Annotated in this window: 24 protein-coding genes; 7 read left to right on the forward strand and 17 right to left on the reverse strand. The window is 67.6% G+C overall.

All coding sequences use genetic code 11. The annotated features are described in order from the left end of the window. Window positions 1-63 precede the first annotated feature (63 nt). The 4 genes from U5798_RS14330 to U5798_RS14345 form a co-directional block, all read right to left on the reverse strand. Window positions 64-2,640 (reverse strand): penicillin-binding protein 1A, encoded by a 2,577-nt coding sequence (locus U5798_RS14330; protein ID WP_322082422.1) that lies wholly within the window; start codon window positions 2,638-2,640, stop codon window positions 64-66. 174 nt (window positions 2,641-2,814) lie between these two features. Further along, a complete protein-coding gene (lhpH, locus tag U5798_RS14335; protein ID WP_124447671.1) occupies window positions 2,815-3,822 on the reverse strand; it encodes a trans-3-hydroxy-L-proline dehydratase in 1,008 nt (335 codons plus the stop codon). A 68-nt stretch (window positions 3,823-3,890) separates the two neighbouring features. Continuing rightward, on the reverse strand, window positions 3,891-5,012 hold the full coding sequence (locus tag U5798_RS14340) for a branched-chain amino acid ABC transporter substrate-binding protein (RefSeq protein ID WP_322082423.1): 1,122 nt from the start codon (window positions 5,010-5,012) through the stop codon (window positions 3,891-3,893). Between the two features lie 127 nt (window positions 5,013-5,139). Next, window positions 5,140-5,877 (reverse strand): FadR/GntR family transcriptional regulator, encoded by a 738-nt coding sequence (locus U5798_RS14345; protein WP_322082424.1) that lies wholly within the window; start codon window positions 5,875-5,877, stop codon window positions 5,140-5,142. Between the two features lie 262 nt (window positions 5,878-6,139). Between U5798_RS14345 and lhpI the strand changes: the two genes are divergently transcribed. The 3 genes from lhpI to U5798_RS14360 all read left to right on the forward strand — a co-directional run bounded on the left by lhpI (window position 6,140) and on the right by U5798_RS14360 (window position 8,444). Next, window positions 6,140-7,075, forward strand: coding sequence for a bifunctional Delta(1)-pyrroline-2-carboxylate/Delta(1)-piperideine-2-carboxylate reductase (lhpI, locus tag U5798_RS14350; protein ID WP_322082425.1), 936 nt, complete (start codon window positions 6,140-6,142; stop codon window positions 7,073-7,075). A gap of 168 nt (window positions 7,076-7,243) precedes the next feature. Beyond that, window positions 7,244-7,648, forward strand: a complete 405-nt coding sequence (locus U5798_RS14355; RefSeq protein WP_124447679.1) for a response regulator transcription factor — start codon at window positions 7,244-7,246, stop codon at window positions 7,646-7,648. A 16-nt stretch (window positions 7,649-7,664) separates the two neighbouring features. After that, entirely contained in the window at window positions 7,665-8,444 is a 780-nt protein-coding gene (locus U5798_RS14360; RefSeq protein WP_124447681.1) for a helix-turn-helix domain-containing protein, read from the forward strand. A gap of 14 nt (window positions 8,445-8,458) precedes the next feature. Here U5798_RS14360 and U5798_RS14365 read toward each other — a convergent pair whose 3' ends face one another. The 6 genes from U5798_RS14365 to U5798_RS14390 form a co-directional block, all read right to left on the reverse strand. Beyond that, window positions 8,459-8,785, reverse strand: coding sequence for a metal ABC transporter ATPase (locus U5798_RS14365; protein ID WP_124447683.1), 327 nt, complete (start codon window positions 8,783-8,785; stop codon window positions 8,459-8,461). A gap of 153 nt (window positions 8,786-8,938) precedes the next feature. Next, window positions 8,939-9,178 (reverse strand): UDP-glucose 4-epimerase, encoded by a 240-nt coding sequence (locus U5798_RS14370; RefSeq protein ID WP_124447685.1) that lies wholly within the window; start codon window positions 9,176-9,178, stop codon window positions 8,939-8,941. Window positions 9,179-9,194: 16 nt separating this feature from the next. Then, window positions 9,195-9,485, reverse strand: a complete 291-nt coding sequence (locus U5798_RS14375; protein ID WP_124447687.1) for a DUF1488 domain-containing protein — start codon at window positions 9,483-9,485, stop codon at window positions 9,195-9,197. 111 nt (window positions 9,486-9,596) lie between these two features. Continuing rightward, on the reverse strand, window positions 9,597-9,995 hold the full coding sequence (locus tag U5798_RS14380) for a DUF488 domain-containing protein (protein WP_124447689.1): 399 nt from the start codon (window positions 9,993-9,995) through the stop codon (window positions 9,597-9,599). 174 nt (window positions 9,996-10,169) lie between these two features. Then, entirely contained in the window at window positions 10,170-11,372 is a 1,203-nt protein-coding gene (locus U5798_RS14385) for an amino acid aminotransferase (protein WP_124447691.1), read from the reverse strand. A 46-nt stretch (window positions 11,373-11,418) separates the two neighbouring features. Continuing rightward, window positions 11,419-12,804, reverse strand: a complete 1,386-nt coding sequence (locus U5798_RS14390; protein ID WP_124447693.1) for an amino acid permease — start codon at window positions 12,802-12,804, stop codon at window positions 11,419-11,421. A gap of 324 nt (window positions 12,805-13,128) precedes the next feature. Here U5798_RS14390 and U5798_RS14395 point away from each other — a divergent pair, with 324 nt between their 5' ends. Continuing rightward, the gene (locus tag U5798_RS14395) at window positions 13,129-13,602 is read left to right on the forward strand and encodes an Lrp/AsnC family transcriptional regulator (protein WP_174379575.1); all 474 of its coding nucleotides are present in this window, start codon (window positions 13,129-13,131) and stop codon (window positions 13,600-13,602) included. 39 nt (window positions 13,603-13,641) lie between these two features. Here the strand turns inward: U5798_RS14395 and U5798_RS14400 are convergent, their stop codons facing one another. Next, window positions 13,642-14,499: an EamA family transporter gene (locus tag U5798_RS14400; RefSeq protein WP_322082426.1), complete on the reverse strand. Its 858-nt coding sequence runs from the start codon at window positions 14,497-14,499 to the stop codon at window positions 13,642-13,644. Between the two features lie 401 nt (window positions 14,500-14,900). Between U5798_RS14400 and U5798_RS14405 the strand changes: the two genes are divergently transcribed. Next, complete coding sequence (locus tag U5798_RS14405) at window positions 14,901-16,574, forward strand: phospholipase C (RefSeq protein WP_124447699.1); 1,674 nt, start codon at window positions 14,901-14,903, stop codon at window positions 16,572-16,574. Window positions 16,575-16,670: 96 nt separating this feature from the next. After that, window positions 16,671-18,092, forward strand: coding sequence for a cytochrome-c peroxidase (locus tag U5798_RS14410; RefSeq protein ID WP_322082427.1), 1,422 nt, complete (start codon window positions 16,671-16,673; stop codon window positions 18,090-18,092). 24 nt (window positions 18,093-18,116) lie between these two features. Here the strand turns inward: U5798_RS14410 and U5798_RS14415 are convergent, their stop codons facing one another. From U5798_RS14415 to U5798_RS14435, 5 genes are all read right to left on the reverse strand, one after another. Beyond that, a complete protein-coding gene (locus U5798_RS14415) occupies window positions 18,117-18,857 on the reverse strand; it encodes a class I SAM-dependent methyltransferase (protein WP_322082428.1) in 741 nt (246 codons plus the stop codon). A gap of 77 nt (window positions 18,858-18,934) precedes the next feature. Further along, the gene (locus U5798_RS14420; protein ID WP_322082429.1) at window positions 18,935-20,245 is read right to left on the reverse strand and encodes an FAD-binding oxidoreductase; all 1,311 of its coding nucleotides are present in this window, start codon (window positions 20,243-20,245) and stop codon (window positions 18,935-18,937) included. Next, complete coding sequence (locus U5798_RS14425; protein ID WP_322082430.1) at window positions 20,242-20,997, reverse strand: amino acid ABC transporter ATP-binding protein; 756 nt, start codon at window positions 20,995-20,997, stop codon at window positions 20,242-20,244. Before U5798_RS14425 ends, U5798_RS14420 begins: the two co-directional genes overlap by 4 nt. Beyond that, a complete protein-coding gene (locus tag U5798_RS14430) occupies window positions 20,994-21,650 on the reverse strand; it encodes an amino acid ABC transporter permease (protein ID WP_021159179.1) in 657 nt (218 codons plus the stop codon). The genes U5798_RS14425 and U5798_RS14430 overlap by 4 nt, the downstream gene beginning before the upstream one ends. Before the next feature lie 88 nt (window positions 21,651-21,738). Further along, window positions 21,739-22,515, reverse strand: a complete 777-nt coding sequence (locus tag U5798_RS14435) for an ABC transporter substrate-binding protein (protein ID WP_124447713.1) — start codon at window positions 22,513-22,515, stop codon at window positions 21,739-21,741. 160 nt (window positions 22,516-22,675) lie between these two features. Between U5798_RS14435 and U5798_RS14440 the strand changes: the two genes are divergently transcribed. After that, the gene (locus U5798_RS14440) at window positions 22,676-23,467 is read left to right on the forward strand and encodes an IclR family transcriptional regulator (RefSeq protein ID WP_124447715.1); all 792 of its coding nucleotides are present in this window, start codon (window positions 22,676-22,678) and stop codon (window positions 23,465-23,467) included. A gap of 54 nt (window positions 23,468-23,521) precedes the next feature. Here U5798_RS14440 and U5798_RS14445 read toward each other — a convergent pair whose 3' ends face one another. Continuing rightward, the gene (locus U5798_RS14445; RefSeq protein ID WP_322082431.1) at window positions 23,522-23,974 is read right to left on the reverse strand and encodes a type VI secretion system amidase immunity protein Tai4; all 453 of its coding nucleotides are present in this window, start codon (window positions 23,972-23,974) and stop codon (window positions 23,522-23,524) included. Window positions 23,975-24,258 lie beyond the last annotated feature (284 nt).

The following is a 24,258-nucleotide window of genomic DNA, read 5'->3' on the forward strand; positions in this document are numbered from 1 at the left end:
GACCGCGCGAGCTGTCGTGACAACTTGATTACGGCAGCATCGCGCGAAATCTGAACGGCTTCGTTACTGTGACGCGCCGCTCGCGTCGGGAGCAGGCGGCGCGGACGGCTGGGCCGGCACGGCGGGAGGCGCTGTCTCGATGCCCGCGCCGCTGCCGCTCGTCGTGCCGGCGCTCGCCGGCGGTTGCGCGGGCTGCGGTTGCGAGGCGCCCGCCGACAACGCGGCGGCCGAGGCGGCCACTTCGGACGCCGGCACCCATTCCTCGACGATGCCGCCGGACGCGGCTTCAGGCGCCGACGCGGCCGATGCGGCCGACGCCGCGCCTTCGTCGACCTCGGGCGGACGCTCGATACGCTGCGTCCTGACGGACGCCGGCGCCTTCTTCGACTCGGGCGGGAACCACGTGTCGAACAGGTCCGTCGCGCGCTCGCGCAGCGAGGCGAACCAGCCGGGCGAGGGCTCGGTATCGAATTTCGCCTTCGTGTCGACGATCCGGGCGCATTGCGCGCGCTGGAAGAAGTCGCCGACGATCGGCAGCGCGCTGTGCGCGCCCTGCCCCCAGTAATCGCTGCGCAGCGTCACGCGGCCGTCGTCGAAACCGACCCACGCGCCGGCGACGAGGCCCGGCTGCATCAGGATGAACCAGCCGTCCGCGTTGTCCTGCGTCGTGCCCGTCTTGCCGGCCACGTCGCCGCGGATCCCGAAGCGCGTGCGGATGCTGCCGCCGGTGCCGCGCGTCACGACGTCGCGCATCACGTCGAGCAGCGTCTTGTCGGATTCGGCGTCGAGCGCACGCTCGGGCGGCGCCGACGCGTATTCGGCGAGCACCTTGCCCTGGCGGGTCTCGATGCGCGTGACCATCTGCGGCTCGACGTACAGCCCGCCGTTCGCGATCGTCGCGTACGACGCGACCATCTCCTTCAGCGTGACGGGGCTCGTGCCGAGCGCGAGCGACGGCACGCGTTCGAGCGGGCTTTCACGCACGCCCATGTCGCGCGCGAGCCGCGCGACGGCCGCCGGCCCGACCTTCTCCATCACCTGCGCGGTGATCCGGTTGCGCGACAGCGCGACAGCGTCGCGCAGCGTCATCGGCTTGCCCGTAGGCGGCACGTCGTCGTTCGGCCGCCAGATCTCGCCGCCCTTCAGCGGAATCTCGACCGGCTGGTCGACGAACGTGTCGTCCGGCTTCATTCCGCTCGCGAACGCGACGCCATAGACGAACGGCTTGAACGTCGAACCCGGCTGGCGCCGCGCCTGCGCGACGTGGTCGAACGGCTCGCTGGTGAAATCGCGGCTGCCGACCCACGCACGAATCGCGCCGTCGCGCGGATCGATCGCGAGGAAGCCGGCCTGCACGTCGGTCTTCGCCTTGCACAGCGCGCGCATGAAGCCGCGGTCGGCCGCGAGCAGCTTCATCGCGGCCGCGTCGTCCTTGCCGGCGTCCTGCGCGGCCTTGTACTCGGGCGACTCGCGCATGAAGGTGCGGAACACCTCGTTGTCGGTGCCGCAGCCCTCGCGGCCGCTCCACGCGTTGTTCGCGATGCCCTGCAACTGATTGCCCTGCAGCGTGAGCGCCTGCGTCGCCATCTGCTGCAGCCGCGAGTCGATCGTCGTGCGCACGATCAGCCCGTCCGAATAGATGTTGTAGTCATTGCGATCGGCCCACGCGATCAGCCATTTGCGCAACTGCTGCGCGAAGTGCGGCGCCGGCCCCGGCGGCTCTTTCTGGCGCTCGAAGTCGATGCGCAGCGGCCGGCGCTGCAACTGCGCGAACTGCGCGGGCGACAGCTTGCCGTACTTCACCATCTGGCCGAGCACCGTGTTGCGGCGCTGCAGCGCGCGCTCGGGGTTCAGCACCGGGTTGTAGTAGCTGTTGCCCTTCAGCATCCCGACGAGCGTCGCGCTGTCGGGCACGTCGAGCTCGTCGGCCGACTTGTCGAAATAGGTCCGCGCGGCCATCTCGACGCCGTACGCGTTGTACAGGAACGGCACCGTGTTCAGGTAGGTCTCGAGGATCTGGTCCTTGCTGTAGACCGCCTCGATCTTCAGCGCGGTGATCGCCTCCTTGACCTTGCGCGTGAGCGTCGGTGCGCGGCCGATCTCGTCCGGATACAGGTTGCGTGCGAGCTGCTGCGTGATCGTCGAGCCGCCCTGGCGGCTGCCCGAGAACGTATGGAGCGCGGCCGACGCCGTGCGCTTCCAGTCGAGGCCATGATGCTCGTAGAAGCGGTGATCCTCGGTCGCGATCAGTGCGTCGACCATGTGCGGCGAGATCTGCTTGAGCGACACCCACTCGCGGTTCGACGGCTTGAATTCGGCCAGCAGCTTGCCGTCGGCGGACAGCACCTGCGCGGGCTGGTCGACGCGCGCCTTGCGGATGTCGCCGATGCCCGGCGTGAACGGAATCAGCACGACCACGTACACCACGAACAGCGCCGGCACGGCCGCGCCCGCAAGCAGCACGCCACGGCGCGTCGGGTGGCGGACATGGTGCCACGCGGCGGCGGCGAGAGGCTTGACCCGTGCGGCGGCGGCAGCCGCGACGGGTTGGGCGCGCGCGACCCATCTGGCACAGAAAGCACGCACTGACGACACGTTTCGGCGATTCACGCGGGTGGAGCTCGGCTGAAAAGGGTGCATCGTACCAAACTCGTGCGGTGCGCCGGCCGGCAGCGGCGCTGCACGCGCATGCACCGCGCGCCCTGGCCGGCGTTTCGCACGCAAAAAAGGCGCGTGCCCCGCAACGGGAACGACGCGCCAAACCTGGTACTGCAACCGGAAAACCGCGCGACGGCGGCCGATCGGCGCCGCTGTTCAGCGCACGAGGAATCCGTAAGTGAGCGGATCGCGCTCGTCGACGATCCAGTTGGCGAACCCGCAGATATGTGCGCTGCCCTCCACTTCCGGGATCACGGCCGGGATGTCGCCGACCGACGTTTCGCGGAGCACGCGCCCCTTGAAGACCGTGCCGACGATCGATTCGTTGACGAGCGTGTCGCCGGCCGCGAGCTGCCCGCGCAGGTACAACTGCGCGACGCGGCCGCCGGTGCCGGAGCCCGTGGGCGAGCGGTCGACCTCGCGATCCGCGAACACGCAGCAGTTCGCCTGCGTCGAGCCCGGATGGCGCGGCGCGTTCGCGATGATCGTGCCGTAGATGTGGTTGATCTCCGGGATCTCCGGATGCACGACCGGGTACTTCGCGTTCGCGGCGGCCTTCACTTCCGCGCCGAATCGAATCAGTTGCTCGACGGCCGGCTCGCGCACCGGCAGGTCGAACGGCGCGCCGTCGACGTAGAAATAGAATGCGCCGCCATAGGCGATGTCGCCGGTCACGGTGCCGAACGACGGCGTCTCGACCGACACGTCGCGCTGCCAGATGAACGACGGCACGTTGACGAAGCGCACCGGCCCCGCATGCTCGCCGTCCCACTTCACGAACGCCTCGATGAAGCCGCACGGCGCGTCGATGCCGACCCGCGTTTCCGGCACCGTGCGCTGCACCCAGCCGAGTTCGACCGCGGCCGTCGACAGCGCGATCACGCCGTGGCCGCAATGGTCGCTGTAGCCTTCGTTGTGCACGAAGATCACGCCGAAATCGGCATTCGGCGAGACCGGCTCGGTCAGGTAGCCGCCATACATGTCGGCATGGCCGCGCGGTTCGAACATCAGTGCACGGCGGATCTCGTCGGCATTCTCCTTGAGCCACGCGCGGCGCTGGACGATCGTGTCGCCGGGCAGCCGCGGCAGCCCGCTCGTGACGATGCGGAACGCTTCGCCGCCCGTATGGACTTCGACGGTGGAAAGGGATCGGGAAATTTTCATGTCGAATCGGATGCGTTGAAACGAAGGACGGCGGGCCGGCCGCCGTCCGGTGACAGGCAGTGGCGCACTTACTTCGAATACGGCTCCGGCAGGCCGTTGCGGATCACGTAGACGGTGGTCGGCGCACCCTTCAGGTCGCCGTTTGCGTCGAACGAATAGGTGCCGGCGACACCCGTATAGTTCGACTTCGCGAGCTGCGCGATCAGCTTCGCCTTGTCGGTGGTCGTGCCGGCCTTGACCATCGCGTCGGCGAGCAGCTTCATCCCGTCGTAGTAGTTGACGCCGTAGACCTGCGTATCGGTGTGATACGTGTCGTGGTACTTCTTCAGGAATTCGCGGCCGGCCGCCGTCTTCTCGAGCGCGACGCCGCCCTGCGCGCAGTAGACGATCGACGCGGCGTCGCCCGCGACCTTGCCCATGTCGGCCGAGCAGATGCCGTCGCCGCCGAGCAGCTTCGCGCGCAGCCCGCGCTGCTTCATCTGCTTGGCCATCGGCGCGCCCTGCGCCGCGTAGCCGCCGAGGAAGATCACGTCGGGGTTGCCGGCCTTGATCTTGGTGAGAATGCCGAGGAAGTCGGTGGCCGACGAGTTCGTGTATTCCTGGTCGACGATCTTGATCCCGTTCGCCTTCGCGACGTTCATGAACTGCTCGGCGACGCCTTGCCCATACGCGGTGCGATCGTCGATCACGGCGGCCGTCTTCGCATTCAGCGTCCTGGCCGCAAACGTGGCCATCGTGCCGCCGAGCTGCTCGTCGCTCGCGCCGATCCGGAAGATGTTCTTGAAGCCCTGCTTCGTCAGCGCCGGGTTCGACGCGACCGGCAGGATCGGCACGCCCGCAGTGGAGTACACGCGCGACGCGGGGATCGCGACACCCGAGTTGTACGGCCCGAGCACCGCGACGACACCCTTGTCGACGAGGTTCTGCGCGACCTGCACGCCGGCCTTCGGATCGGCCTGGTCGTCTTCGGAAACCAATTTGAACGTGACGGCCTTGCCGGCGACCTTGATGCCGGCCTTGTTGAGTTCGTCGACGGCGAGCCGCGCGCCGTTTTCATTGTCCTTGCCGTTCGCGGCCTGCGGGCCCGTCAACGGCGCCGAATGGCCGATCATCACGACTTCCTGCGCGTGCGCGGAAGTCAGCGCGCCGGCGGCAACGGCCACCGAGAGCGCGGTAACGAGGTGTCGCATGGTGTCTCCTGATTGGTTTTGTGTGAAACCAATGTAGGACACGCGTGGTCACATCGCAAGCAATTTCAAAATAATTTCGGGATTTTGGTCATATTTAAGACCAGAACGAATTCGCGCGGCGGCGCGCCTACTTCGGCGCGATGTCCCGCCGTACACGGCGGATGTGCTGCTCGACATAGAACGCGGCCGCCTCGGCGTCGCCCGACACGATCGCCTCGTAGATCAGCCGGTGCTCGGACACGTAGAGCCGGATCCGGCCCGCGTCGTAGATGCCGTCGTCCTTCAGGCGCTTCCACAGCGGCTGGTCCATCGTCTTCGCGACTTCGTCGGCGATCTTCACCATCAGCGCGTCGCCCGTCATCAGCGCGAGCTGCCGGTGGAACAGCCGGTCGCTCTCGTTCCAGAGCGCGCGCTGGTGCGGATCGTCGACGTCGGTGATGGTTTCCATCTGCGCGAGATAGCGCTCGGCACCGGGATCGGCGCGGCCATGGGCAGCCGCGAGACGCGCGATCGCGGGCTCCAGGATCAGCCGCACGTCGAGCGTCGACGTCGGGCTGAAGTCGGCCTCCGACGCCGTGCGCGTGTCGCCGCGCTGCGCGAGCACGTCGAGCGGCGCCGCGACCACATAGGTGCCCGAATTGCGCTTCGTGAACACGAGCCCTTCGTTCTGCAGCGCGCCCAGCGCTTCGCGCACGGCCGGCCGGCCGACCTGGAACAGCCCCGCGAGTTCGCGCTCGGACGGCAGCCGCGACTCGGCTGCATAGCGGCCGGCGCGGATTTCGTCGCGGATCTTCTCGGCCACCTGCTCGTAGATCTGCAGCGGCCTGAAACCGCCTTCGAGTGATTCGGGACGCGCGGACATCATCGTATGGCTCCTGCCCGTTCGCGGGCGTGGATCTGGAATGGGTTCGCACTATACCGGAGCGGCACGGGCAACGCGCCACCGCGGTCCTTCTGGACAGATATTAGAACCAAAATCAGCCGTTCGCTTTATTTTCTGGGTTGCAGGTGCGCCAGCAGGTGGTATAGATTCGATCCACACTGCCCTGTGTCACGGTTTCCGGCAACCCCTGGCGGGCGCGGCATGCGCCCGTCGTTCACGCTCACCGACGCCTGCGACGTACACGATGACTGCCCTTTCCCCGATTCCCGTTTTCGATGCGGCCGACACGGCCGCGCTGCTCGCCTACCCGGCGCTGCTCGCCACGCTCAGGCAAGCCGTCGCCGAGTATGCGGCGGGCGAGATCGTCAGCCCCGAGCGCCTGGTCGTACCGCTGCAGGCCGGCGGTGTGATGCTGTCGATGCCGTCGAGCGCGCGCGACCTCGCGAGCCACAAGCTCGTGAACGTATGCCCCGGCAACGGCGCACGCGGCCTGCCGACGATCCTCGGCCAGGTGACCGCGTACGACGCGAACACGGGCGAGATGCGCTTCTCGCTCGACGGCCCGACGGTCACCGGCCGCCGCACGGCAGCCGTCACCGCGCTCGGGATCCAGGCGCTGCACGGCGCCGCGCCGCACGACATCCTGCTGATCGGCACCGGCAAGCAGGCGGCCAATCACGCGGAAGCGCTCGCGGCGATCTTTCCGGAAGCGCGCCTCCACGTGCGCGGCACGAGCGCCGGCAGCGCGGCCGCGTTCTGCGCGGCCCACCGCGCGCAGGCGCCGCGGCTCGTGCCGCTCGACGGCGACGCGATTCCCGATGCGATCGACGTCGTCGTCACGCTGACGACGAGCCGCACGCCCGTCTACCGGGAAGCCGCGCGCGAAGGCCGGCTGGTGGTCGGCGTCGGTGCGTTCACCGCGGATGCCGCCGAGATCGACGCGAACACGGTGCACGGCAGCCGGCTCGTCGTCGACGATCCGGCCGGCGCGCGCCACGAAGCCGGCGACCTGATCGTCGCGCGGGTCGACTGGCAGCACGTCGCGTCGCTCGCCGACGTGCTGAACGGCACCTTCACGCGCGGCGGCCCGCTGCTGTTCAAGAGTGTCGGCTGTGCCGCGTGGGATCTGGCCGCGTGCCGCACGGCGCGCGATGCCCTCGCGACGCGCACGGCCGGCTGACCGGGCACCGGCGCCCTTCAGCCGCGTACGCGGCCTCGCACTGCCGAAACCGCCCCGGCGGTTTCCCGTACGCGTTGTAGGAAACGCCCTACAACGCGTCGAAGCGGCCTACACCAACTTCCAATTCGGCCGATTTCAATTTCGGCGGCGCAACACGATACTGCCGGCATGAATGCCAGCCTGTCACCCGCCGCGCTCAGGGTGTTTCTCGTCGATCACGCCGTCGCCGTCCGGCAGCGCATTGCGCTGCTCGTCGGCGCGATCCGCGGCGTCGCCGTCGTGGGCGAAGCGGAAGACGGCCAGGACGCGTGGACGCACATCTGCAGCAGCCGGGCGGAGGTCGTGATCGTCGACGTGCGGCTCGCGGACGGCAGCGGCCTCGACCTGATCGGGATGCTGTCGAAGGTCGCACCGCGCATCGTCACGATCGTGCTGACGAATCACTCGGCACCGGCATTCAGAGAGGCATGCGCGACGGCGGGAGCCGACTACTTCTTCGACAAGACCGTCGAATTCGACGCCGCATGCCGTGTCATCGAATCCCTGGTGCACGCTCGCGTGCACCGCCCCTGACGAGCCGGAGTGACTTATGTCCACAGCCACCGCCTGCGCCGCCGACGTCTCCGTCGTACCCCGGCCCACGATTCCGCTGCGCACGGTCGCGCGCGCCGACGCCGCCAAACATCCGGCCGCCCGCTGCTCGGCCTGCGCGATGCGCTCGATGTGCCTGCCGCCGCACCTGACGGCCGCCGAATACGGCCGCCTCGACGCGATCATCTGCACGACCCGGCAGGTTCGCCAGGGCGACGCGCTGTTCCGCATCGACGATCCGTTCCAGAGCATCTATGCGGTGCGTGCGGGTTCGTTCAAGACGGTGATGATGCATCGCGACGGCCGCGAGCACGTGACGGGTTTCCAGATTGCCGGTGAAACGCTCGGCATGGACGGCATCGGCGGCGGGCAGCATTGCTGCGACGCGATCGCGCTGGAAGACAGCGTCGTGTGCATCATCCCGTTCGGCGCGCTCGAAGCGGCGTGCCGCGAGATGAAGCCGATGCAGCACTTCCTCTACCAGATGCTGAGCAGCGAGATCGTCCGCGAATCGAGCCAGATGCTGTTGCTCGGCACGATGTCGGCCGAACAGCGCGTCGCGCATTTCCTGCTGAACCTGTCGTCGCGGTTCGAGGCGCGCGGTTATTCGGCGACCGAGTTCAACCTGCGGATGACGCGCGAGGAGATCGGCTGCTATCTCGGGATGAAGCTCGAAACCGTCAGCCGGATGTTCTCGCGATTCCATCGCGAAGCGCTGGTCGAAACGCGCGGCAAGCGCGTGCGCATCATCGACGCGCAAGCGCTCGCGCGGGTCTGACGCGCGACACCGGATCATCCGCGCAGCGCCACCGTTGCGCCGCCCGCCTGCCATGCGATCAGCGCCTGTTCGGCCTGTGCGAAGGCGCGGCGCAGCGCATCGTCGACGTCATTGCCGACGCACGGCGGCAGCGGCCTGAGCGCCGCGTCGTGCATCACCAGGTCGAGCCGCACGTCGTACAGCCGCGCCCCGTCGGTCGCCGCGCGCGATTCGATCGCGAGGTGGCAGCCGTCGATCAGCGCGCGGAACCGTTCGAGGCGCACCAGCTGTGCGCCGGCCTCGGCTTCCACCGCGGCGGCCCCCGTGAATCCCAGGCAGGCGATCTGCATGCCCACGCCCATGTCGTGTCTCCTGACGGGGCCGCCTGCTCGTCGACCGCCTTGCTTGTGCCGCCCGCATCACGATGCGGCGGCACGCGTTTCCCGTGGCGTGGCGCGATGCTTCGATCGCTGCCCGGCCGGCCATCCTCCCGCGCCTTCGCCGGCGCGGGCCGTTCATACGTTGAAAACCTGCGACGACTTCATCTCGATCCATGTCATGCCGGCCCGCAGCCCTTCGATCATGGCCTCGCGCTCGGTCGGATACGCATGGCTGTGCTCGAACGTATGATGAAACCGCGCGGCGCCGGCGCCGTGCTCGACGGACACGCGGCAGCGGAACTCGCCCGATTCGCACGGGCGCGTCTCGACTTCGACCGACCAGTCGCGTTCGTGAATGTTGCCCTGCAGTGTCATGCGCCCTCCTGCGGTATCAGTCTTCGAGCCGGAAGTGACCGCTGTGAAGCAGCACCGGCCGGCCGCCGATTTCCTCGAGCATCCGCCGTGCCATCGCCTCGATCGCCGACCGGTGCCCGTCGAATGCGGCCAGCAGGTCGCGTTCGAGCAGCGACCGCGCGCCGAAATGGTCTTCCAGCGCCTCGGCCGTGACCGCGCACTGTACGAAGCGCCCGTCGACCAGCGCCGAAAACGCGACGACCAGGTCGCGCGCGCAATATTCGGGCGGCTCGGGCGGAAAAGTAATGTGCATCTGTCGGCCTGTCATCGTCGTGATGGCTCCATGACGAGAGCATAGTGGCGTGCGCGGCCGCGCGCTTGACCCACGTCAAGCGGTTCGCTGCACTGCACGATCGCGGTGCAGCAACGCGACGCGGCCTCAGCCCGCGTCGGGCTCGATCGCCGCGCCGCGCTCCGCGAGCAGCTCGCGCAGCACGCTGCGGTGGCAATGGCGCTCGTCGTCGCAATAGCAGCCGATCGAGAACGCCGTGGTGGCCGACAGCGCCGCCAGCAGGTCCAGCACCTTCGCCGGATCGCCATGCGCCATCTCCGCGCGGAAGTGGCGCTTGAACGCCTTCCATTCGGCGTCGGTTTCGGCGGCCTGTGCCTGGGCAACGAGTTCGGCGCTCGGCGACAGCGTCGGCAACCATACATCATAGTAGTTGCGCGACGCGAATTCCGCCTTGGGAACGCCACGCGGCGGGCGCCGCACCGTGCCGATCCGCAGGCCCTCGCCGGCCGCGCGAGGCGTGCCGAGCTGGATGATCCGGATGCCCATGTCGCTCCTTTCGTGTTGCGTCGGATGCCGTGATCGTACCGCCGCAAGCGCGAGCGCGTGTGCCTCCGTCGGCCGGCGCACGTTGCCGCCGCGCAAGAAAAAACCGGCTGCTCCCGCGACGGGAAGCAGCCGGTTCCTCCAGCATCGTTCGTTGCGCGCCGGGGCGCACCGCGCTCAGACGCCGCTCTTCAGCACCTTGCCGATCGCATCGGCGACGATGCCGACGTTCGAATCGTTCAGGCCCGCCACGCACATCCGGCCCGATCGCAGGATGTACACGCCGTGCACTTCGCGCAGCGCGTCGACCTGCGATTCGGTCAGGCCCGTGTACGTGAACATCCCGCGCTGCTTCACGTAGCGCGTGAGCGCCTCGCCGCTGACGTGGTCGCGCAGGCCGTCATGAATCGACTGGCGCATCCGCGCGATGCGGCGGCACATCGCCGACAGTTCCTCTTCCCACTGCTTGCGCAGCGCCGGCGTGCCGAGCACGGCCGCGACGACCTTCGCGCCGTAGGTCTGCGGGTTGCTGTAGTTCGAGCGCACGGCGCCGGCCAGCTGGCCGAGCACGCGGTCGGCCGCGGCCGCATCCTCGCAGACGACGCTCAGGCCGCCCACGCGCTCGCCGTACAGCGAGAAGTTCTTCGAGAACGAGTTCGCGACGAGCGTCGGCACGCCGCGGCGGGCCAGCTCGCGCACTGCAAACGCGTCCGCGTCGAGGCCCGCGCCGAAGCCCTGGTATGCCATGTCGACGAACGGCAGCAGCCCGCGCGCCTCGATCACGTCGATCAGCTTCTCCCACTGGCCTTCGTCGAGGTCGACGCCGGTCGGGTTGTGGCAGCACGCATGCAGCAGCACGATGCTGCGCGCCGGCAGCGCGTCGATCGCCGCGAGCATCGCGTCGAACTTCAGGCCGCCCGTCGCTTCGTCGTAGTACGGATACGTGTTCACCGTGAAGCCGGCGCGCTCGAAGATGAAGCGGTGATTTTCCCAGCTCGGGTCGCTCAGCCACACCTGCGCATCCGGGAAATAGCGCTTCAGGAAATCGGCGCCGACCTTCAGCGCGCCCGAGCCGCCGAGCGTCTGCACCGTGGCGATACGGCCGGCCGCGCGGGCCGGGTGATCGGCGCCGAACACGAGCGCTTGCACCGCGTCGCGGTACGCGGCCAGGCCGACCATCGGGAGGTACGGCTTCGGGCCGCTCTCGCGCTGCAGCGCGGTTTCGGCTTCGCGCACGGCGCCCATCACCGGAATCCGGCCTTCGGCGTCGAAATAGATCCCGATGCTCAGGTTGACCTTCTGGTCGCGCGGATCTTTCTGGAAGTTTTCGTTCAGCGTCAGGATCGGATCGCCCGGATACGCGTCGATATGTTCGAACATGGCTTGAGTCGGTCTCGTTTGGAAGAATGATCGGTCGTGGCCTGCGTCAGCGTGCGGACACGCCGTCATGCACCGCATAGCCTGCATTCTTCTGACGGAAGCGATACCCGACCGCGAGCACCGCGAGCCAAACCGGGATCAGGTACACCGACAGGCGGAGATCCGGCGTCAGGTACATCACGACGAGAATGCCGGCCATGAATGCCAGGCACAGGTAATTCGTGAAAGGATAGCCCAGACTGCGGAAGGAAGTCTCCTCCCCGGCTGCACGCTTGGCCTGGCGGAACTTCAGGTGGATCACCGTGATCATCGCCCAGTTGATGATCAGCGCCGACACGACGAGGCCCATCAGCACCTCGAACGCCTTGCCCGGCATGAAGTAGTTGACCAGCACGCACACGCCGGTCGCGAGCGCCGACGCGCCGAGCGCCGCGAGCGGAATGCCGCGCTTGTTCACCGAGCACAGCACCTTCGGCGCATTGCCCTGCTGCGCGAGGCCGAACAGCATCCGGCTGTTGCTGTACACGCCGCTGTTGTAGACCGACAGCGCGGCCGTCAGCACGACGACGTTCAGCACGTTGGCCACCACGTTGCTGCTCAGCGCATGGAAGATCAGCACGAACGGGCTGCCGCCGGTGACGACCTTTTCCCACGGATACAGCGACAGCAGCACGGCCAGCGCGCCGATGTAGAAAATCAGGATGCGGTAGATGACCTGGTTGGTCGCACGCGGAATGCTGCGCTTCGGATCGTCGGCCTCGGCCGCGGTGATGCCGATCAGCTCGAGCCCGCCGAACGAGAACATGATCGCGGCCATCGACATCACGAGCCCCGACACGCCGTTCGGGAAGAAGCCGCCGTGCTGCCACAGGTTCGCGACACTTGCTTCAGGCCCCGCATGGCCGCTCGCGAGCAGCCAGCCGCCGAAGCCGATCATCCCGACGATCGCGGCGACCTTGATGATCGAGAACCAGAATTCCGTCTCGCCGTACGACTTCACGCTTGCCAGGTTGAGCAGGTTGATCGCGACGAAGAACACCAGCGCCGACACCCAGGTCGGCACGCCCGGCCACCAGTACTGCACGTAGATCCCGACGGCCGACAACTCGGCCATGCTGACGAGGATGTACAGCACCCAGTAGTTCCAGCCGGACAGGAAGCCGGTGAAGTGGCCGACGTATTTGTTCGCGAAGTAGCTGAACGACCCTGCGACGGGCTCGTCGACGACCATCTCGCCGAGCTGGCGCATGATGAAGAACGCGACGATGCCGGCTACCGCGTAGCCGAGCAGCACGGACGGGCCCGCCATCTTGATCGTCTGCGCGATGCCGAGGAACAGCCCCGTGCCGAGCGCGCCGCCGAGCGCAATCAGCTGGATGTGCCGGTTCTTCAGCCCGCGCTTCAGGCCGTCGCTCTCGTTTCCAGAAACCATGTCTTCTCCATTCTGCCCGCCTCCGCCGGAAGCGGTGCGGCGCGCCTCGGTGTGCCGGGCGCTGTTTTTGCTGTGCCGGCAGCCGTTCGTGGGGCCACCGGGTTGGGGGACTGCAATCTTCGTGTGGCGGCGCCCGATTCGCGTCGGCGTGAACAGGCGCCAGACCGACTGCCGACTTGTCGCCCGCGCCGCATTGCTGCGGCCGCACACGAAAATCCGGGGTCAGTTTAGCGTTGCGACGACGAAATCGGGTTGCGTAACCGGTTCATGCAAACCCTACATTATGAGATAAGATTGCGCTCAGGAGACAAATAAGGAAACAAAATGCCTGAACCGGTTCTCGATCGTATCGACCGACATTTGCTTTCGATCCTGCAGGAGAACGGCCGTGCGTCGAACCTCGACCTCGCGAAGGCCGTCGGCCTGTCTCCCGCGCAGACATTGCGGCGCCACCGGCGGCTGGAGGAGATCGGCGCGATCCGCCGCTATGAAACCCGTCTTTGCCCCGACACGCTCGGCTTCGGCGTCACGGCCTTCGTGCACGTGACGATGGAGCGCGGGCATATCCGCGACCTGTCGAAGTTCCAGAAACTGGTGTCCGATCTCGCGCAGATCCAGGAATGTTTCTCGGTGACGGGCGACATCGACTACGTGCTGAAGGTCGTCGCGCACGATTTGAAGGGGCTGTCGCGGTTCCTGCTCGAAACGCTGATGCGGATTCCCGGCGTGAGCGGCGTGCATTCCAGCGTGTGCCTCGACGAGATCAAGTGCACGAGTGCGATGCCGGTGGAAAGCTGACGCAGCACGCGGCGCGCCCGGCACATCGGGTCGACGCGTTCACCGCACCGCTTCAAACACACTGATCAGCAACGCCCCCGCGGCGATCACCGCGCATCCGGCCGCCCGGCGCGGCGTCAGCCGTTCGCCGAGATACACGCGCGCAATCAGCGCCGCAAACACCACGCTCGTTTCCCGCAGTGCCGACACCGGGCCCATCGGCGCGCGATCCATCGCCCAGATCACGATGCCGTACGCGAGCGCCGCGAACACGCCGCCGCAGGCGGCCTTCGCCGTCTCGCCGCCCTCCTGCGCGAGCCGCAGCGGCCCCGCGCGCAGCCGGTAGTACGCGGCCATCATCACGCCCGTCGACACGAACATCCACGCGGTATAGCCGACCGTGTTGCCGCTCTCGCGCACGCCGATCCCGTCGACCACGCTGTACGCCGCAATCGACACGCCGGTCGCGAACGCCGTCGGCAGCACCTGTCCCATCCGGTGCGTCGCGTCGCGCCCGCGCTCCAGCCCGATCGCCAGGATGCCCGCGCAGATCAGCACGAGCCCGCCCTGCGCGCCGGCGTTCAGGTGTTCGCCCGCGAACGCCGCCGCGCCGAGCGTGACGAGCAGCGGCGCGGTACCGCGCGCAACCGGATACGCGACGCTCAGGTCGCCATGCTCGTAGGCGCGCACGAGCAGCAGCGTATAGACGACGTGGATCACGGCCGACGCGACCACGCAGAGCCAGCTCGCCGGCGTGATCGGTGCGGCGACAGGCAGGAACAGCAGCGCGAACACCCCGATCGCGATCTGCAACACCGTGGCCGAGCGCAACCGGTCGCCGCTGCTGCGCACCAGCGCATTCCATGACGCATGCAGGAACGCCGCGCACAGAACGGCGAACAGAACGGGGATCGGCACGCTGAAACCTCCCTGGCGATCGGGAATCACGCGACGGGCGCGACAGGCGCTCATCGTATGAATGCGTCACCGGATTGTCAAAAAAGCGCCGCCCAGCGTTGCGTGGCCGAACTGGCTGGCCACGCCCTTTCGCCCGCCCTGCATGGCTCCCGCGGCAGCCGCCCGCTCGCCGCCGAATGTGACGCCGAGGTGGCACACGGCCCGCCGCTTTCCATTTTCTTTCGCCTCGCGCCACGCCGTAATGAAATCGATACCGCAGCGCAACCGTCGCGAAAACACTCCGTCCCCATATCTTCATATGCGACTGTTCCAATGCGCGTGCTCCCTCACGAGCTCCGCGCCGAACCGATACGGCGACGGGGCCGCTCACCACCATCGCTGACCTTACCTGGAGTTTCCCGATGTTCCGTCAAGCCTTGCTCGTCACTGCCTGCGCGGCCGCAGCGCTGGCGCTGTTCGCCTGCGGCGGCAGCGACGACCCCACGTCGACGCCCGCCGTGTCGTCGCAGGACGCGCTGCAGACCGCCACGCCGATCAAGCACGTCGTCGTAATCTATGGCGAAAACATCTCGTTCGACCACTACTTCGGCACCTACCCGAACGCGACGAACCCGTCGGGCGAACCGGCATTCAACGCGAAGTCCGGCACGCCGACGCCGAACGGGCTGACGGGCACGCTGCTCACCGCGAACCCGAACTTCACGAACACGGCCAACGGCACCGACGCGGCGAACCCGTTCCGCCTCGACCGCACGCAGGCCGCGACCGCCGACCAGAACCACGCGTACACGGCCGAACAGCTGGCCGAGGACAACGGTCTGGCCGACCTGTTCCCGAAATACACCGGCAAGGGCTCGTCCGGCGGCGCCGGCGCGTTCGGCACGAAGGGCCAGGTGATGGGCTACTTCGACGGCAACACCGTGACGGCACTGTGGAACTATGCGCAGCGCTTCGCGATGAGCGACAACACGTTCACGACGGTCTACGGCCCGTCGACGCCTGGCGCGCTGAACGTCGTGTCGGGCCAGACCAACGGGATGCAGATCGTCAAGACGTCGAAGCAGCCGTCGACGCTCGCCGCGACCTCGTACTACATCAACGACGGCCAGGGCGGCTTCACGATGATCAACGACGTCGACCCGGGCTTCGACGTGTGCTCGAGCACGACCGACCAGGCGATGATGACCGGCAAGAACATCGGCGACCTGCTGAACGGCGCGAAGATCACGTGGGGCGGCTTCATGGGCGGCTTCAACCTGTCGACGACGAACGGCAACGGCACGACCGGCTGCGCGCGCAGCACGGTCGCCACCGCGGTGAACGCCGCGACGGCCGACTACATTCCGCACCACAACTGGTTCCAGTACTACGCATCGACCGCGAACCCGCAGCACACGCGCCCCAGCTCGGTCGCGGCGATCGGTTCGAGCTTCCAGGCCGACGGCAAGACCGCCGAACCCGCGAACCACCAGTACGACACGGACGACTTCTTCGCGGCCGTGAAGGCCGGCAACTTCCCGTCGGTCAGCTACCTGAAGGCGCCGGCCGCGCAGGACGGGCACGCGGGCTATTCGGATCCGCTCGACGAGCAGGCGTTCGTGACGAAGGTCGTCAACTTCCTGCAGCAGCAGCCGGACTGGCAGAACACGGCCGTGATCGTCACCTATGACGACTCGGACGGCTGGTACGACCACGTGTACACGGCGCCGACGCACGCATCGTCGGACGCGGTCGACCAGGTCAACGGCAGCGGCAAGTGCGGCACGGGCGGCACCACCGGCGTGAACGGCGCGACCGTGAACGGCCGCTGCGGCCCGGGCGTGCGCATTCCGCTCGTCGTGATCTCGCCGTACGCGAAGCAGAACTACGTCGACCACACGATGCTCGACCAGGCGTCCGTCGTGCGCTTCATCGAGGACAACTGGCTCGGCGGCCAGCGCATCGGCGGCGGCTCGTTCGATGCAACGGCGGGCGACCTGCGCAGCCTGTTCGATTTCACGTCGAAGCCGAACACGACGCCGCTGTACCTCGACCCGACGCTCGGCACTGTCCTGAGCGCCGCACCGGCGATCTGACCGTCACGGCATGACCCGCATGGCCGGCGCCTCACGCGCCGGCCGTTTCCATTTCAACGCACCGCTTCGTGCGGCGCACGATTTTCGACCGACAGCATGACAGCTCGCCCCGCGTTTTCGTCTCCCGACACCTCCGGCGCCCCCGCGCCGCGCGCCCCTTCCCGCCTGCTGCGCCGCGCGGCGTTCGTGCTCGGTGCGGCCGTGCTCGGCTATGGCGCGTTCGCGATCGCGTTTCCCGCGCAGGTGCCGGCGGCGATCGGCACGGTGGTCGCCGACTGGACGGGCGCGAATCCGCATCCGGTCGTGCTGCAGCGGCCGGCCGCGCAACCGCTGTCGGCGGTCGCGCAGCTCGGACGCGCGCTGTTCCACGATCCGTCGCTGTCCGCGTCGGGCAAGCAGTCGTGCGCGTCGTGCCACAGCCCCGATCATGCGTACGGCCCGCCGAATGCGCTCGACGTGCAGCCGGGCGGCCTCGCGATGACGCAGCAGGGCTATCGCCCGCCGCCGTCGCTGATGTACCTGTACCGCCAGCCGAACTTCAGCATCGGCCCCGATGCCGGCGAAAACGATGCCGCGCCGAGCGTCGCGCAGCAGGCCGCGTCGGCGGCCGGCGTCGTCAAGGCGCAGAAGGTGGCCGGCACGTCGGCCGCGCCGCAGCTCGTGCCGCAGGGCGGGATGTTCTGGGACGGCCGCGCCGATACGCTGCAGCAGCAGGCGTTCGGCCCGCTGCTGAATCCGGTCGAGATGGCGAACGCGAGCATCGATGACGTGGCGCACAAGCTCGCGCAGTCGTCGCACCGCACGCAGTTCGAGAAACTGTTCGGCGCACGCGTGTTCGACAGCCCGCAGCTCGCGGTATCGGAAGCGATGTTCGCGATCGCGCGCTACCAGGTCGAGGATCCGTCGTTCCACCCGTACGACAGCAAGTACGACCGCTGGCTCGAAGGGCGCGCGCGTCTCACCCAGGCGGAACTGCGCGGGCTGCGCCTGTTCAACGATCCGGACAAGGCGAATTGCGCGGGCTGCCACCTGTCGAAACCCGGCAAGGACGGCTTGCCGCCGATGTTTACCGACTACCAGTATGAGGCGCTCGGTGCGCCGCGCAACAAGGCGCTCGCGCAGAACCGCAACCCGGCGTTCTACGATCTCGGCGTGTGCGGGCCGTTCCGCGACGACCTGAAGGACCAGACGCAGTATTGCGGGATGTTCCTGACGCCGACGTTGCGCAACGCGGCGACGCGCCAGGTGTTCTTCCACAACGGCGTGTTCCATACGCTCGACCAGGTGATGGCGTTCTACAACGAGCGCAGCATCTCGCCGCAGAAGTTCTATTCGCGCGGCACGGACGGCAAGATCGACGAGTACGACGACATCCCGCCGAAATATCGCGCGAACGTCGACGTGACCGATGCGCCGTTCGACCGCAAGCCGGGCGACAAGCCGGCAATGACGGCGCAGGACATCAAGGATATCGAAGCGTTCCTCGGCACGCTGAACGACGAGCCGGCGCAGCACTGAGCGCCGGTCGAGCGCCGCACCGCATCAGCGGCGCGCGCGGATGCACAGGAAGGCCGGCGCCAGCGACAGCTCCGCGTGGAGCCGTTCCGACGCGGCCTTCATCTCCGGCAGCGGCTTCGGTTCGACGAACCGGTCGAACCGCCAGCCGCCGTCGGCGACCGCATTCAGGATATCGGCGAGCGGCCGCCGCCAGGCCTCGACATAGGGCCGCGGCTCGCCGAATCCCGACCAGTGGAAACCGAAGCGCGACGTGTCGAAGTACGTACCATCCCCGCGCGTGCGCTCGTCCATCCAGTCGCGCATCGGATGCGCCATCGAGAACACGAGCGTCGCACCGGGGCGCGCGACGCGCCGGAATTCGCGCAGCGTCGGCGCGAGATCGCGCACGTAGTCGAGCGCGAGCGAACACAGCACCTTGTCGACGGATGCGTCGGCCAGCCACGCGAGCGGCGCCTCCAGATCGCCCTCCACGACATCGACCGCAAGGCCGTCGCAGCGCGTTCGCGCGAGCGCGATCATCTCCGGCGTGACGTCGAAGGCCTGCACGGTCGCGCCGCGGCGTGCGAGGTGTTCGCTGCAGATGCCGGGCCCGCAGCCGGCATCGAGCACCGTCAGGCCGTCGACGTCGCCGAGCAGCGCCATCGTCGCCGGCCGTTCATACAGCGCGTTGTGCGCCTTCGTCGGCGCGATGTCCGCGTAGCGTTGCGCGAAGCTCGCGTAAGCGCGGCGGCCCAGCGGGTCGTTCAGGTCGTTAGGGTCGGTCATGTGGCATCCGTCGGTCGAAACACGGCAGCCGATTCTGCCCGATCGGATGACGGATGGCGACTGCCGTCGCGCCTGCATCAGGACAGGCTGTCGAGCAACCGATACCACGCGACCCCGGCCGCGATGTAGAAGCGCTGCAGCCCGTGCAACGGAATGGGTCGGATCGGCGAAACCCGGAACGGCAGCGGCAGTTGCACGTCGCCCGACAGATGCGCGGCCAGATGCTTGCCGAGCGTCGTCGCCATCGCGATGCCGCGGCCGTTGTAGCCGAGCGCGATCGTCACGCCCGGCGCGGGCTCGTGCACGTGCGGCAGGAAATCCGCGGTGATCGCGACGCGCCCCGCCCAGCGGTATTCGAACCGGACGCCCTTCAGTTGCGGATACAGCAGCGTCGTCGCGCGCTCGAGATGACGCCAGTCGCTCGGCGCGCGCGGGTCGGCGAACGGGCCGCGCCCACCCATCAGCAGGCGCCCGGCCGCGTCGCGGCGGAAGTACAGCAGCAGACGCCGCGCATCCGATGCGACCTCGCCGCCGGCGAGGATGTCGCGACCGAACTCCGGCGCGAGCGGTTGCGTCGCGACGATGAAACTGTTCGCGGCGATCACCGACTGGCGCAAGCCGGGCCACAGCCCATCCGTGTAGCCGTTGGTCGCGATCACGACGCGCTCGGCCGACAGCGTTGCGCCGCCTGACGTCACGATCCGCCAGCGGCCGTCGGCGCGCGTCAGGCCGACGGCGCGCGTCGACCCGTGCACGACGGCCCCGCTCGCCTGCGCGGCGCGCACGAGGCCACGCGTATAGCTGAGCGGCTGCACGCTGCCCGCGCGGCGATCGATCCAGCCGCCCGCATACGCCGGCGTGCCGAGCCGCCGCGCGACGTCGTCGCGGCTCAGCACGTCGACCGGCGCGCCGCGCGCGGCCCATTGCTGCGCGCGACGGGCGACCGTGTCGAGCATCGCGGCGGTCGGCGCCGGCTGGATCCAGCCGTGGCGACGCGCATCGCAGTCGATTCCATGCCGCGCGATCAGGTCGAACACCGTGTCGGCCGCGCCGCCGACGATGCCGGCAAGCTGCTCGCCGGCCTCGTCGCCGAACCGACGGACCAGTTCGTCGGGGTCGTATTTCAGCCCGGGAATCACTTGCCCGCCGTTGCGGCCCGATGCGCCCCAGCCCGGTTGCGCGCCGTCGATCACGCGGACGTTCACGCCGCGTTCGGCCAGATGAAGTGCGGTCGACAGGCCCGTGAAGCCCGCGCCGACGATCGCCACGTCGCACGACACGGACGCGTCGAGCGCGGGCGTATCCGGCGCCGGCGCGGCGGTCGCCGCCCACAGCGAATCGGGCCACTGCGCGTCGGGCCGTCCGGGTGCCGCGTTCGTTGCGCTCATGTTCGATCCGGGTGGTCGGCGCCGTCCGACGCCAGCAGGCGGCGCAGGAATTCCTGCGTGCGGGGATGGGTCGGCTGCGTGAGCACGTCGCGCGCCGGTCCGCTTTCGCAGATGGTGCCGTCGTGCAGGAAGCACACGCGATCGGCCACTTCGCGGGCAAATCCCATTTCGTGCGTGACGACCACCATGGTCATCCCGTCGCGCGCGAGCCCCCGCATCACGCCGAGCACTTCGCCGACGAGTTCGGGGTCGAGCGCCGACGTCGGCTCGTCGAACAGGATCGCCTGCGGCTCCATTGCAAGCGCGCGTGCGATCGCGACGCGCTGCTGCTGCCCGCCCGACAGTTCCGACGGATACGCATTCATCCGGTGCGACAGCCCGACCTTGTCGAGCAGCGCGCGGGCCTGCTCGCGCGCCTGCGCGGCCGGCATGCGCCGCACGTGCACGGGCCCTTCCATCACGTTCTCGAGTGCCGTGCGGTGCGCGAACAGGTTGAAGCGCTGGAACACCATGCCGACCCGCATCCGCAGTTCGTGGATCCGCTTCGAATGCGCGTCGACCTTCACGCCGTCGATCGTGATCGCCCCTTCGTCGTAGGTCTCGAAGCCGTTGATACAGCGCAACACGGTCGACTTGCCGGAACCGGACGGCCCGATCAGGCATACGACTTCACCCGCCTGCACGTCGAGGCTCACGCCCTTCAGCACCGCGTGCTGCTGAAACCGTTTATGGATGGAATCGATCCGGATCATGCGCCTCTCCTCAGTGCGAGCCGCTTGCCGAGCCGGTTCACGCCGAACATCAGCGGCAGGCCGAGCGCGAGATACAGCAGCGCGACGAGCGTGTAGACGCTCATGTTCTGGAACGTCGACGATGCGATCAGCTGGCCGGCGCGCGTGATCTCGGCGACCGTGATCGTCGACGCGACCGACGAATCCTTCAGCAGCATCACCAGCGTGTTGCCGTACGGCGGCAGCGCGATGCGGAACGCCTGCGGCAGCACCACGCGCCGCATGATCATGGGGCCGCGCATGCCGATCGCGTGCGCGGCTTCGATCTGACCGTGGTCGATCGCCTCGATGCCCGCGCGGAAATTCTCGGCCTGATACGCCGAATACGCGATGCCGAGGCCGAGCACGCCAGCCTGGAACGCCGACAGTTGCACGCCGAGATCAGGCAGCACGAAGTACATGTAGAACAGCTGCACGATGATCGGCAGCCCGCGGATCACGTTGACGATCGTGCTGCCGGCCGTCGAGACGGCACGATTGCGCGACACCTTCATCAACGCGAGGATCAGCCCGAGCACCGAGCTGAGCACGAACGCGCATGCGGTGATCTCGATCGTGACCACCGCGCCCTTCAGCAGGATCGGCAGGAAATCGATCGCGTTCTGAAAAAACATGAGGTCTCCTGTGCGACGGCCGAACGGCCCGCCGCTGGGGATGCCCGCGACGCGCGGGCGATGCCGGTCGGGAAGCGAATGCCGACGCTCAGCTCATGTGCCACTTCTGCAGGATCTGCTGCAGCGTGCCGTCGGTCTTCATCTTGCGGATCGCGCCGTTGAGCTGTTCGAGTGTCGCGGTGTCACCCTTGCGCACGATGAAGCACACCTGCCCCTTCACGACGCTCTGGTATTCCGGCACGAGCCGCACCTGGCGATTGACGCCGTGCTCGATCTGATACGCGACGATCGGCTGGTCGGCGAAGCCGGCCTTGATGCGCCCGAGCGCGACGTCGCGCATGATGTCGGCGATCGAGTCGTAGGTCCGGACTTCCTTGAAGATGCCCTTCTTGTTGAGCGCGTCGACGAACGCGGTGCCGACCTGCGCGCCGACCACCTGGTCCTTGAAATCGTCCATCGACGTATAGCGGCCCGGGTCGTCCGCCTTCACGATCAGGCCTTCGCCGAACGAATAGACCGTGTCGGAGAAATCGACGACCTGCTGGCGCGCCGGCGTCTTCAGCATCGCGGCCGAGATGATGTCGATCTTCTGCGTGGTGAGCGACGGGATCAGCGCCGAGAACACGGTCTGCTGCACGTCGACGCGAAACCCGGCGGACTTCCCTGCCGCGGTAATCGCATCGACCATCATCCCCTGGATCGAATTGCTCTTGACGTCGAGAAACGTAAACGGCACGCCGGTGGCCGTCGCACCGACCTTGAGCGTCGGCTCGGCCGCGACGGCGCCAGCCGATGCCGTGGAGAGTGCGATACAGGTGGCGAAACCGGCGGCCAGTGCGCCGAACCGCTTGATGAACGGAACCATGGTGACTCCCTCTCGAATAATCCGGTGCGCCGGCCGGTCGCTGATCGACACTGCGACGATGGCTTGATCTTAAAACGAATCAAAAACATCGCAAATAGATTTTTGCGTATCGATATTTGATACGCTATGATGTAATATCGAATCGATTCCGCCCTTCGCCATGGAAACGTCGCCCGACCAAGCAAACGACCTCCTGTTCAACCAGTCGCTGGAGAAAGGGCTGAACGTGTTGCGCGCGTTCAGCGCGAAGCGACGCACGATGACGCTGGCTGAAGTGGCCGACGCCGCCGGCATGACGAAAAGCTCGGCGCAGCGGATGGTCTACACGCTCGAGAAGCTCGGCTACATTCGCAAGCATCCGGTCACGCGGCGCTACCAGCTCACGCCGCACGTGATGCGAATCGGCTTCAACTATCTCGCGGCCGATACGCTGATCGACGTCGCGAATCCATTCCTGTCCGAGCTGACGAACCTGACCGGCGAAACCACCAACCTCACCGAGCCGGACGAGGACGAGATGGTGTACGTCGCGCGTTTCGTGTCGACGAAGTTCGTGCCGATCCACATGCCGATCGGCAGCCGCATCCCGATGTACTGCACCGGCAGCGGCCGCGCGTTCCTGAGCGCGTTGCCGCCCGGCGACGCACGCGCGCGGCTCGACGGCATGGCGCGCACGCCGTATACGCCGCGCACGGTCACGGCGCTCGACGATCTCGTCGCGCTGCTCGAAGGCGCGCGGCGCGAAGGCTACGCGACCAACCAGGAAGAATTGTTCATCGGCGACATGTCGATCGCGGCGCCCGTGCTCGGCAGCCAGGGGCAGCCAGTCGCGGCCGTGCACGTGGTCGCGCCGACGAGCCGCTGGACGTTCGACGACGCGCGCCGCAAGCTCGCGCCGGCGGTGATCGACTGCGCACGCGGAATCAGCAATTCGATACGGACGCTTGAGTAGCGACGGTGAAATGGCATGCGGCGCGCCGTTGCATGGCGCAACGGCGTTCGACCGCTACTGCGGCTTCGGCGGATGCTCGGCCCGGTAGGTACGGTTCGGGCGCGATACGAGTTGCTTCGTTGCAGCGTCGAGTTCCTTCCCGTGATACAGATCGATGCACTTCAGGAAGTCGAACTTCACGTCCCTGACCTCCGGTTCGACAACCGGATTCCGATAGTCTCGAGCCAGATACTTCGCGACCAGCGCATGAATGACGTCCGGCGCACGTTCCATGTCGTAGTAGGTCCAGTCGCGCAACGCGCTGGTGCTGCTGCCGATGTCCTTGCTCGCGCCGGGCGCCTGCTTGTATGCGGTAGCCAGGCACTCCGCGAGCACCATGTCCTTGAAGTTCTGGAGGTAAGTACGTGAGCCGGCCTCAGGCGACGTTTGTGCGGCGTCGTTCGCCACGACCATCGCCGGTTGAAATGCGATGCACGCCAACGCGGCAGCGATCCGGACTCCCCTCATGACAGGCTCCAAAAATTTGCGCGATCGGAACGATACCGCGCGGCCGGTTCGTTGAAGTAACAATGGTCGCGCCCCGGATGCTCGCCTCCATCGCCTTCCCCCAGCCGGGCCTCTAGGATCGAATCAAACCCCGACGCGGAAAAATATTGCCGACTGTCGCCGCCAGCCTCTTCGCCCACCCCACCCCGCGTTTTCCCCGATGCCGTTCGACTTGACTCGCCCCCTCCGATCGTCAACACTTCGCACATCACAAGTGTGATCACAGATCGCAGATCAAACCTCGG

It is taken from the genome of Burkholderia sp. BCC1972, from assembly GCF_905339605.1.
Taxonomy (GTDB): Bacteria; Pseudomonadota; Gammaproteobacteria; order Burkholderiales; family Burkholderiaceae; genus Burkholderia.

Bases quoted from the DNA above. Each gene is read 5' to 3' on its own strand.
- U5798_RS14380 (WP_124447689.1), bottom strand. From the start codon at position 9,995: ATGGGCATCCGGATCATCCAGCTCGGCACGCCTCGCGCGGCCGGCGAG.
- U5798_RS14410 (WP_322082427.1), top strand. From the start codon at position 16,671: ATGACAGCTCGCCCCGCGTTTTCGTCTCCCGACACCTCCGGCGCCCCC.
- U5798_RS14420 (WP_322082429.1), bottom strand. From the start codon at position 20,245: ATGAGCGCAACGAACGCGGCACCCGGACGGCCCGACGCGCAGTGGCCC.
- lhpI (WP_322082425.1), top strand. From the start codon at position 6,140: ATGACTGCCCTTTCCCCGATTCCCGTTTTCGATGCGGCCGACACGGCC.
- U5798_RS14430 (WP_021159179.1), bottom strand. From the start codon at position 21,650: ATGTTTTTTCAGAACGCGATCGATTTCCTGCCGATCCTGCTGAAGGGC.
- U5798_RS14440 (WP_124447715.1), top strand. From the start codon at position 22,676: ATGGAAACGTCGCCCGACCAAGCAAACGACCTCCTGTTCAACCAGTCG.
- U5798_RS14375 (WP_124447687.1), bottom strand. From the start codon at position 9,485: ATGACAGGCCGACAGATGCACATTACTTTTCCGCCCGAGCCGCCCGAA.
- U5798_RS14435 (WP_124447713.1), bottom strand. From the start codon at position 22,515: ATGGTTCCGTTCATCAAGCGGTTCGGCGCACTGGCCGCCGGTTTCGCC.
- U5798_RS14415 (WP_322082428.1), bottom strand. From the start codon at position 18,857: ATGACCGACCCTAACGACCTGAACGACCCGCTGGGCCGCCGCGCTTAC.
- U5798_RS14365 (WP_124447683.1), bottom strand. From the start codon at position 8,785: ATGGGCGTGGGCATGCAGATCGCCTGCCTGGGATTCACGGGGGCCGCC.
- U5798_RS14340 (WP_322082423.1), bottom strand. From the start codon at position 5,012: ATGCGACACCTCGTTACCGCGCTCTCGGTGGCCGTTGCCGCCGGCGCG.
- U5798_RS14445 (WP_322082431.1), bottom strand. From the start codon at position 23,974: ATGAGGGGAGTCCGGATCGCTGCCGCGTTGGCGTGCATCGCATTTCAA.
- U5798_RS14385 (WP_124447691.1), bottom strand. From the start codon at position 11,372: ATGTTCGAACATATCGACGCGTATCCGGGCGATCCGATCCTGACGCTG.
- U5798_RS14395 (WP_174379575.1), top strand. From the start codon at position 13,129: ATGCCTGAACCGGTTCTCGATCGTATCGACCGACATTTGCTTTCGATC.
- U5798_RS14355 (WP_124447679.1), top strand. From the start codon at position 7,244: ATGAATGCCAGCCTGTCACCCGCCGCGCTCAGGGTGTTTCTCGTCGAT.
- U5798_RS14370 (WP_124447685.1), bottom strand. From the start codon at position 9,178: ATGACACTGCAGGGCAACATTCACGAACGCGACTGGTCGGTCGAAGTC.
- U5798_RS14405 (WP_124447699.1), top strand. From the start codon at position 14,901: ATGTTCCGTCAAGCCTTGCTCGTCACTGCCTGCGCGGCCGCAGCGCTG.
- U5798_RS14360 (WP_124447681.1), top strand. From the start codon at position 7,665: ATGTCCACAGCCACCGCCTGCGCCGCCGACGTCTCCGTCGTACCCCGG.
- U5798_RS14345 (WP_322082424.1), bottom strand. From the start codon at position 5,877: ATGATGTCCGCGCGTCCCGAATCACTCGAAGGCGGTTTCAGGCCGCTG.
- U5798_RS14390 (WP_124447693.1), bottom strand. From the start codon at position 12,804: ATGGTTTCTGGAAACGAGAGCGACGGCCTGAAGCGCGGGCTGAAGAAC.
- lhpH (WP_124447671.1), bottom strand. From the start codon at position 3,822: ATGAAAATTTCCCGATCCCTTTCCACCGTCGAAGTCCATACGGGCGGC.
- U5798_RS14425 (WP_322082430.1), bottom strand. From the start codon at position 20,997: ATGATCCGGATCGATTCCATCCATAAACGGTTTCAGCAGCACGCGGTG.
- U5798_RS14330 (WP_322082422.1), bottom strand. From the start codon at position 2,640: ATGCACCCTTTTCAGCCGAGCTCCACCCGCGTGAATCGCCGAAACGTG.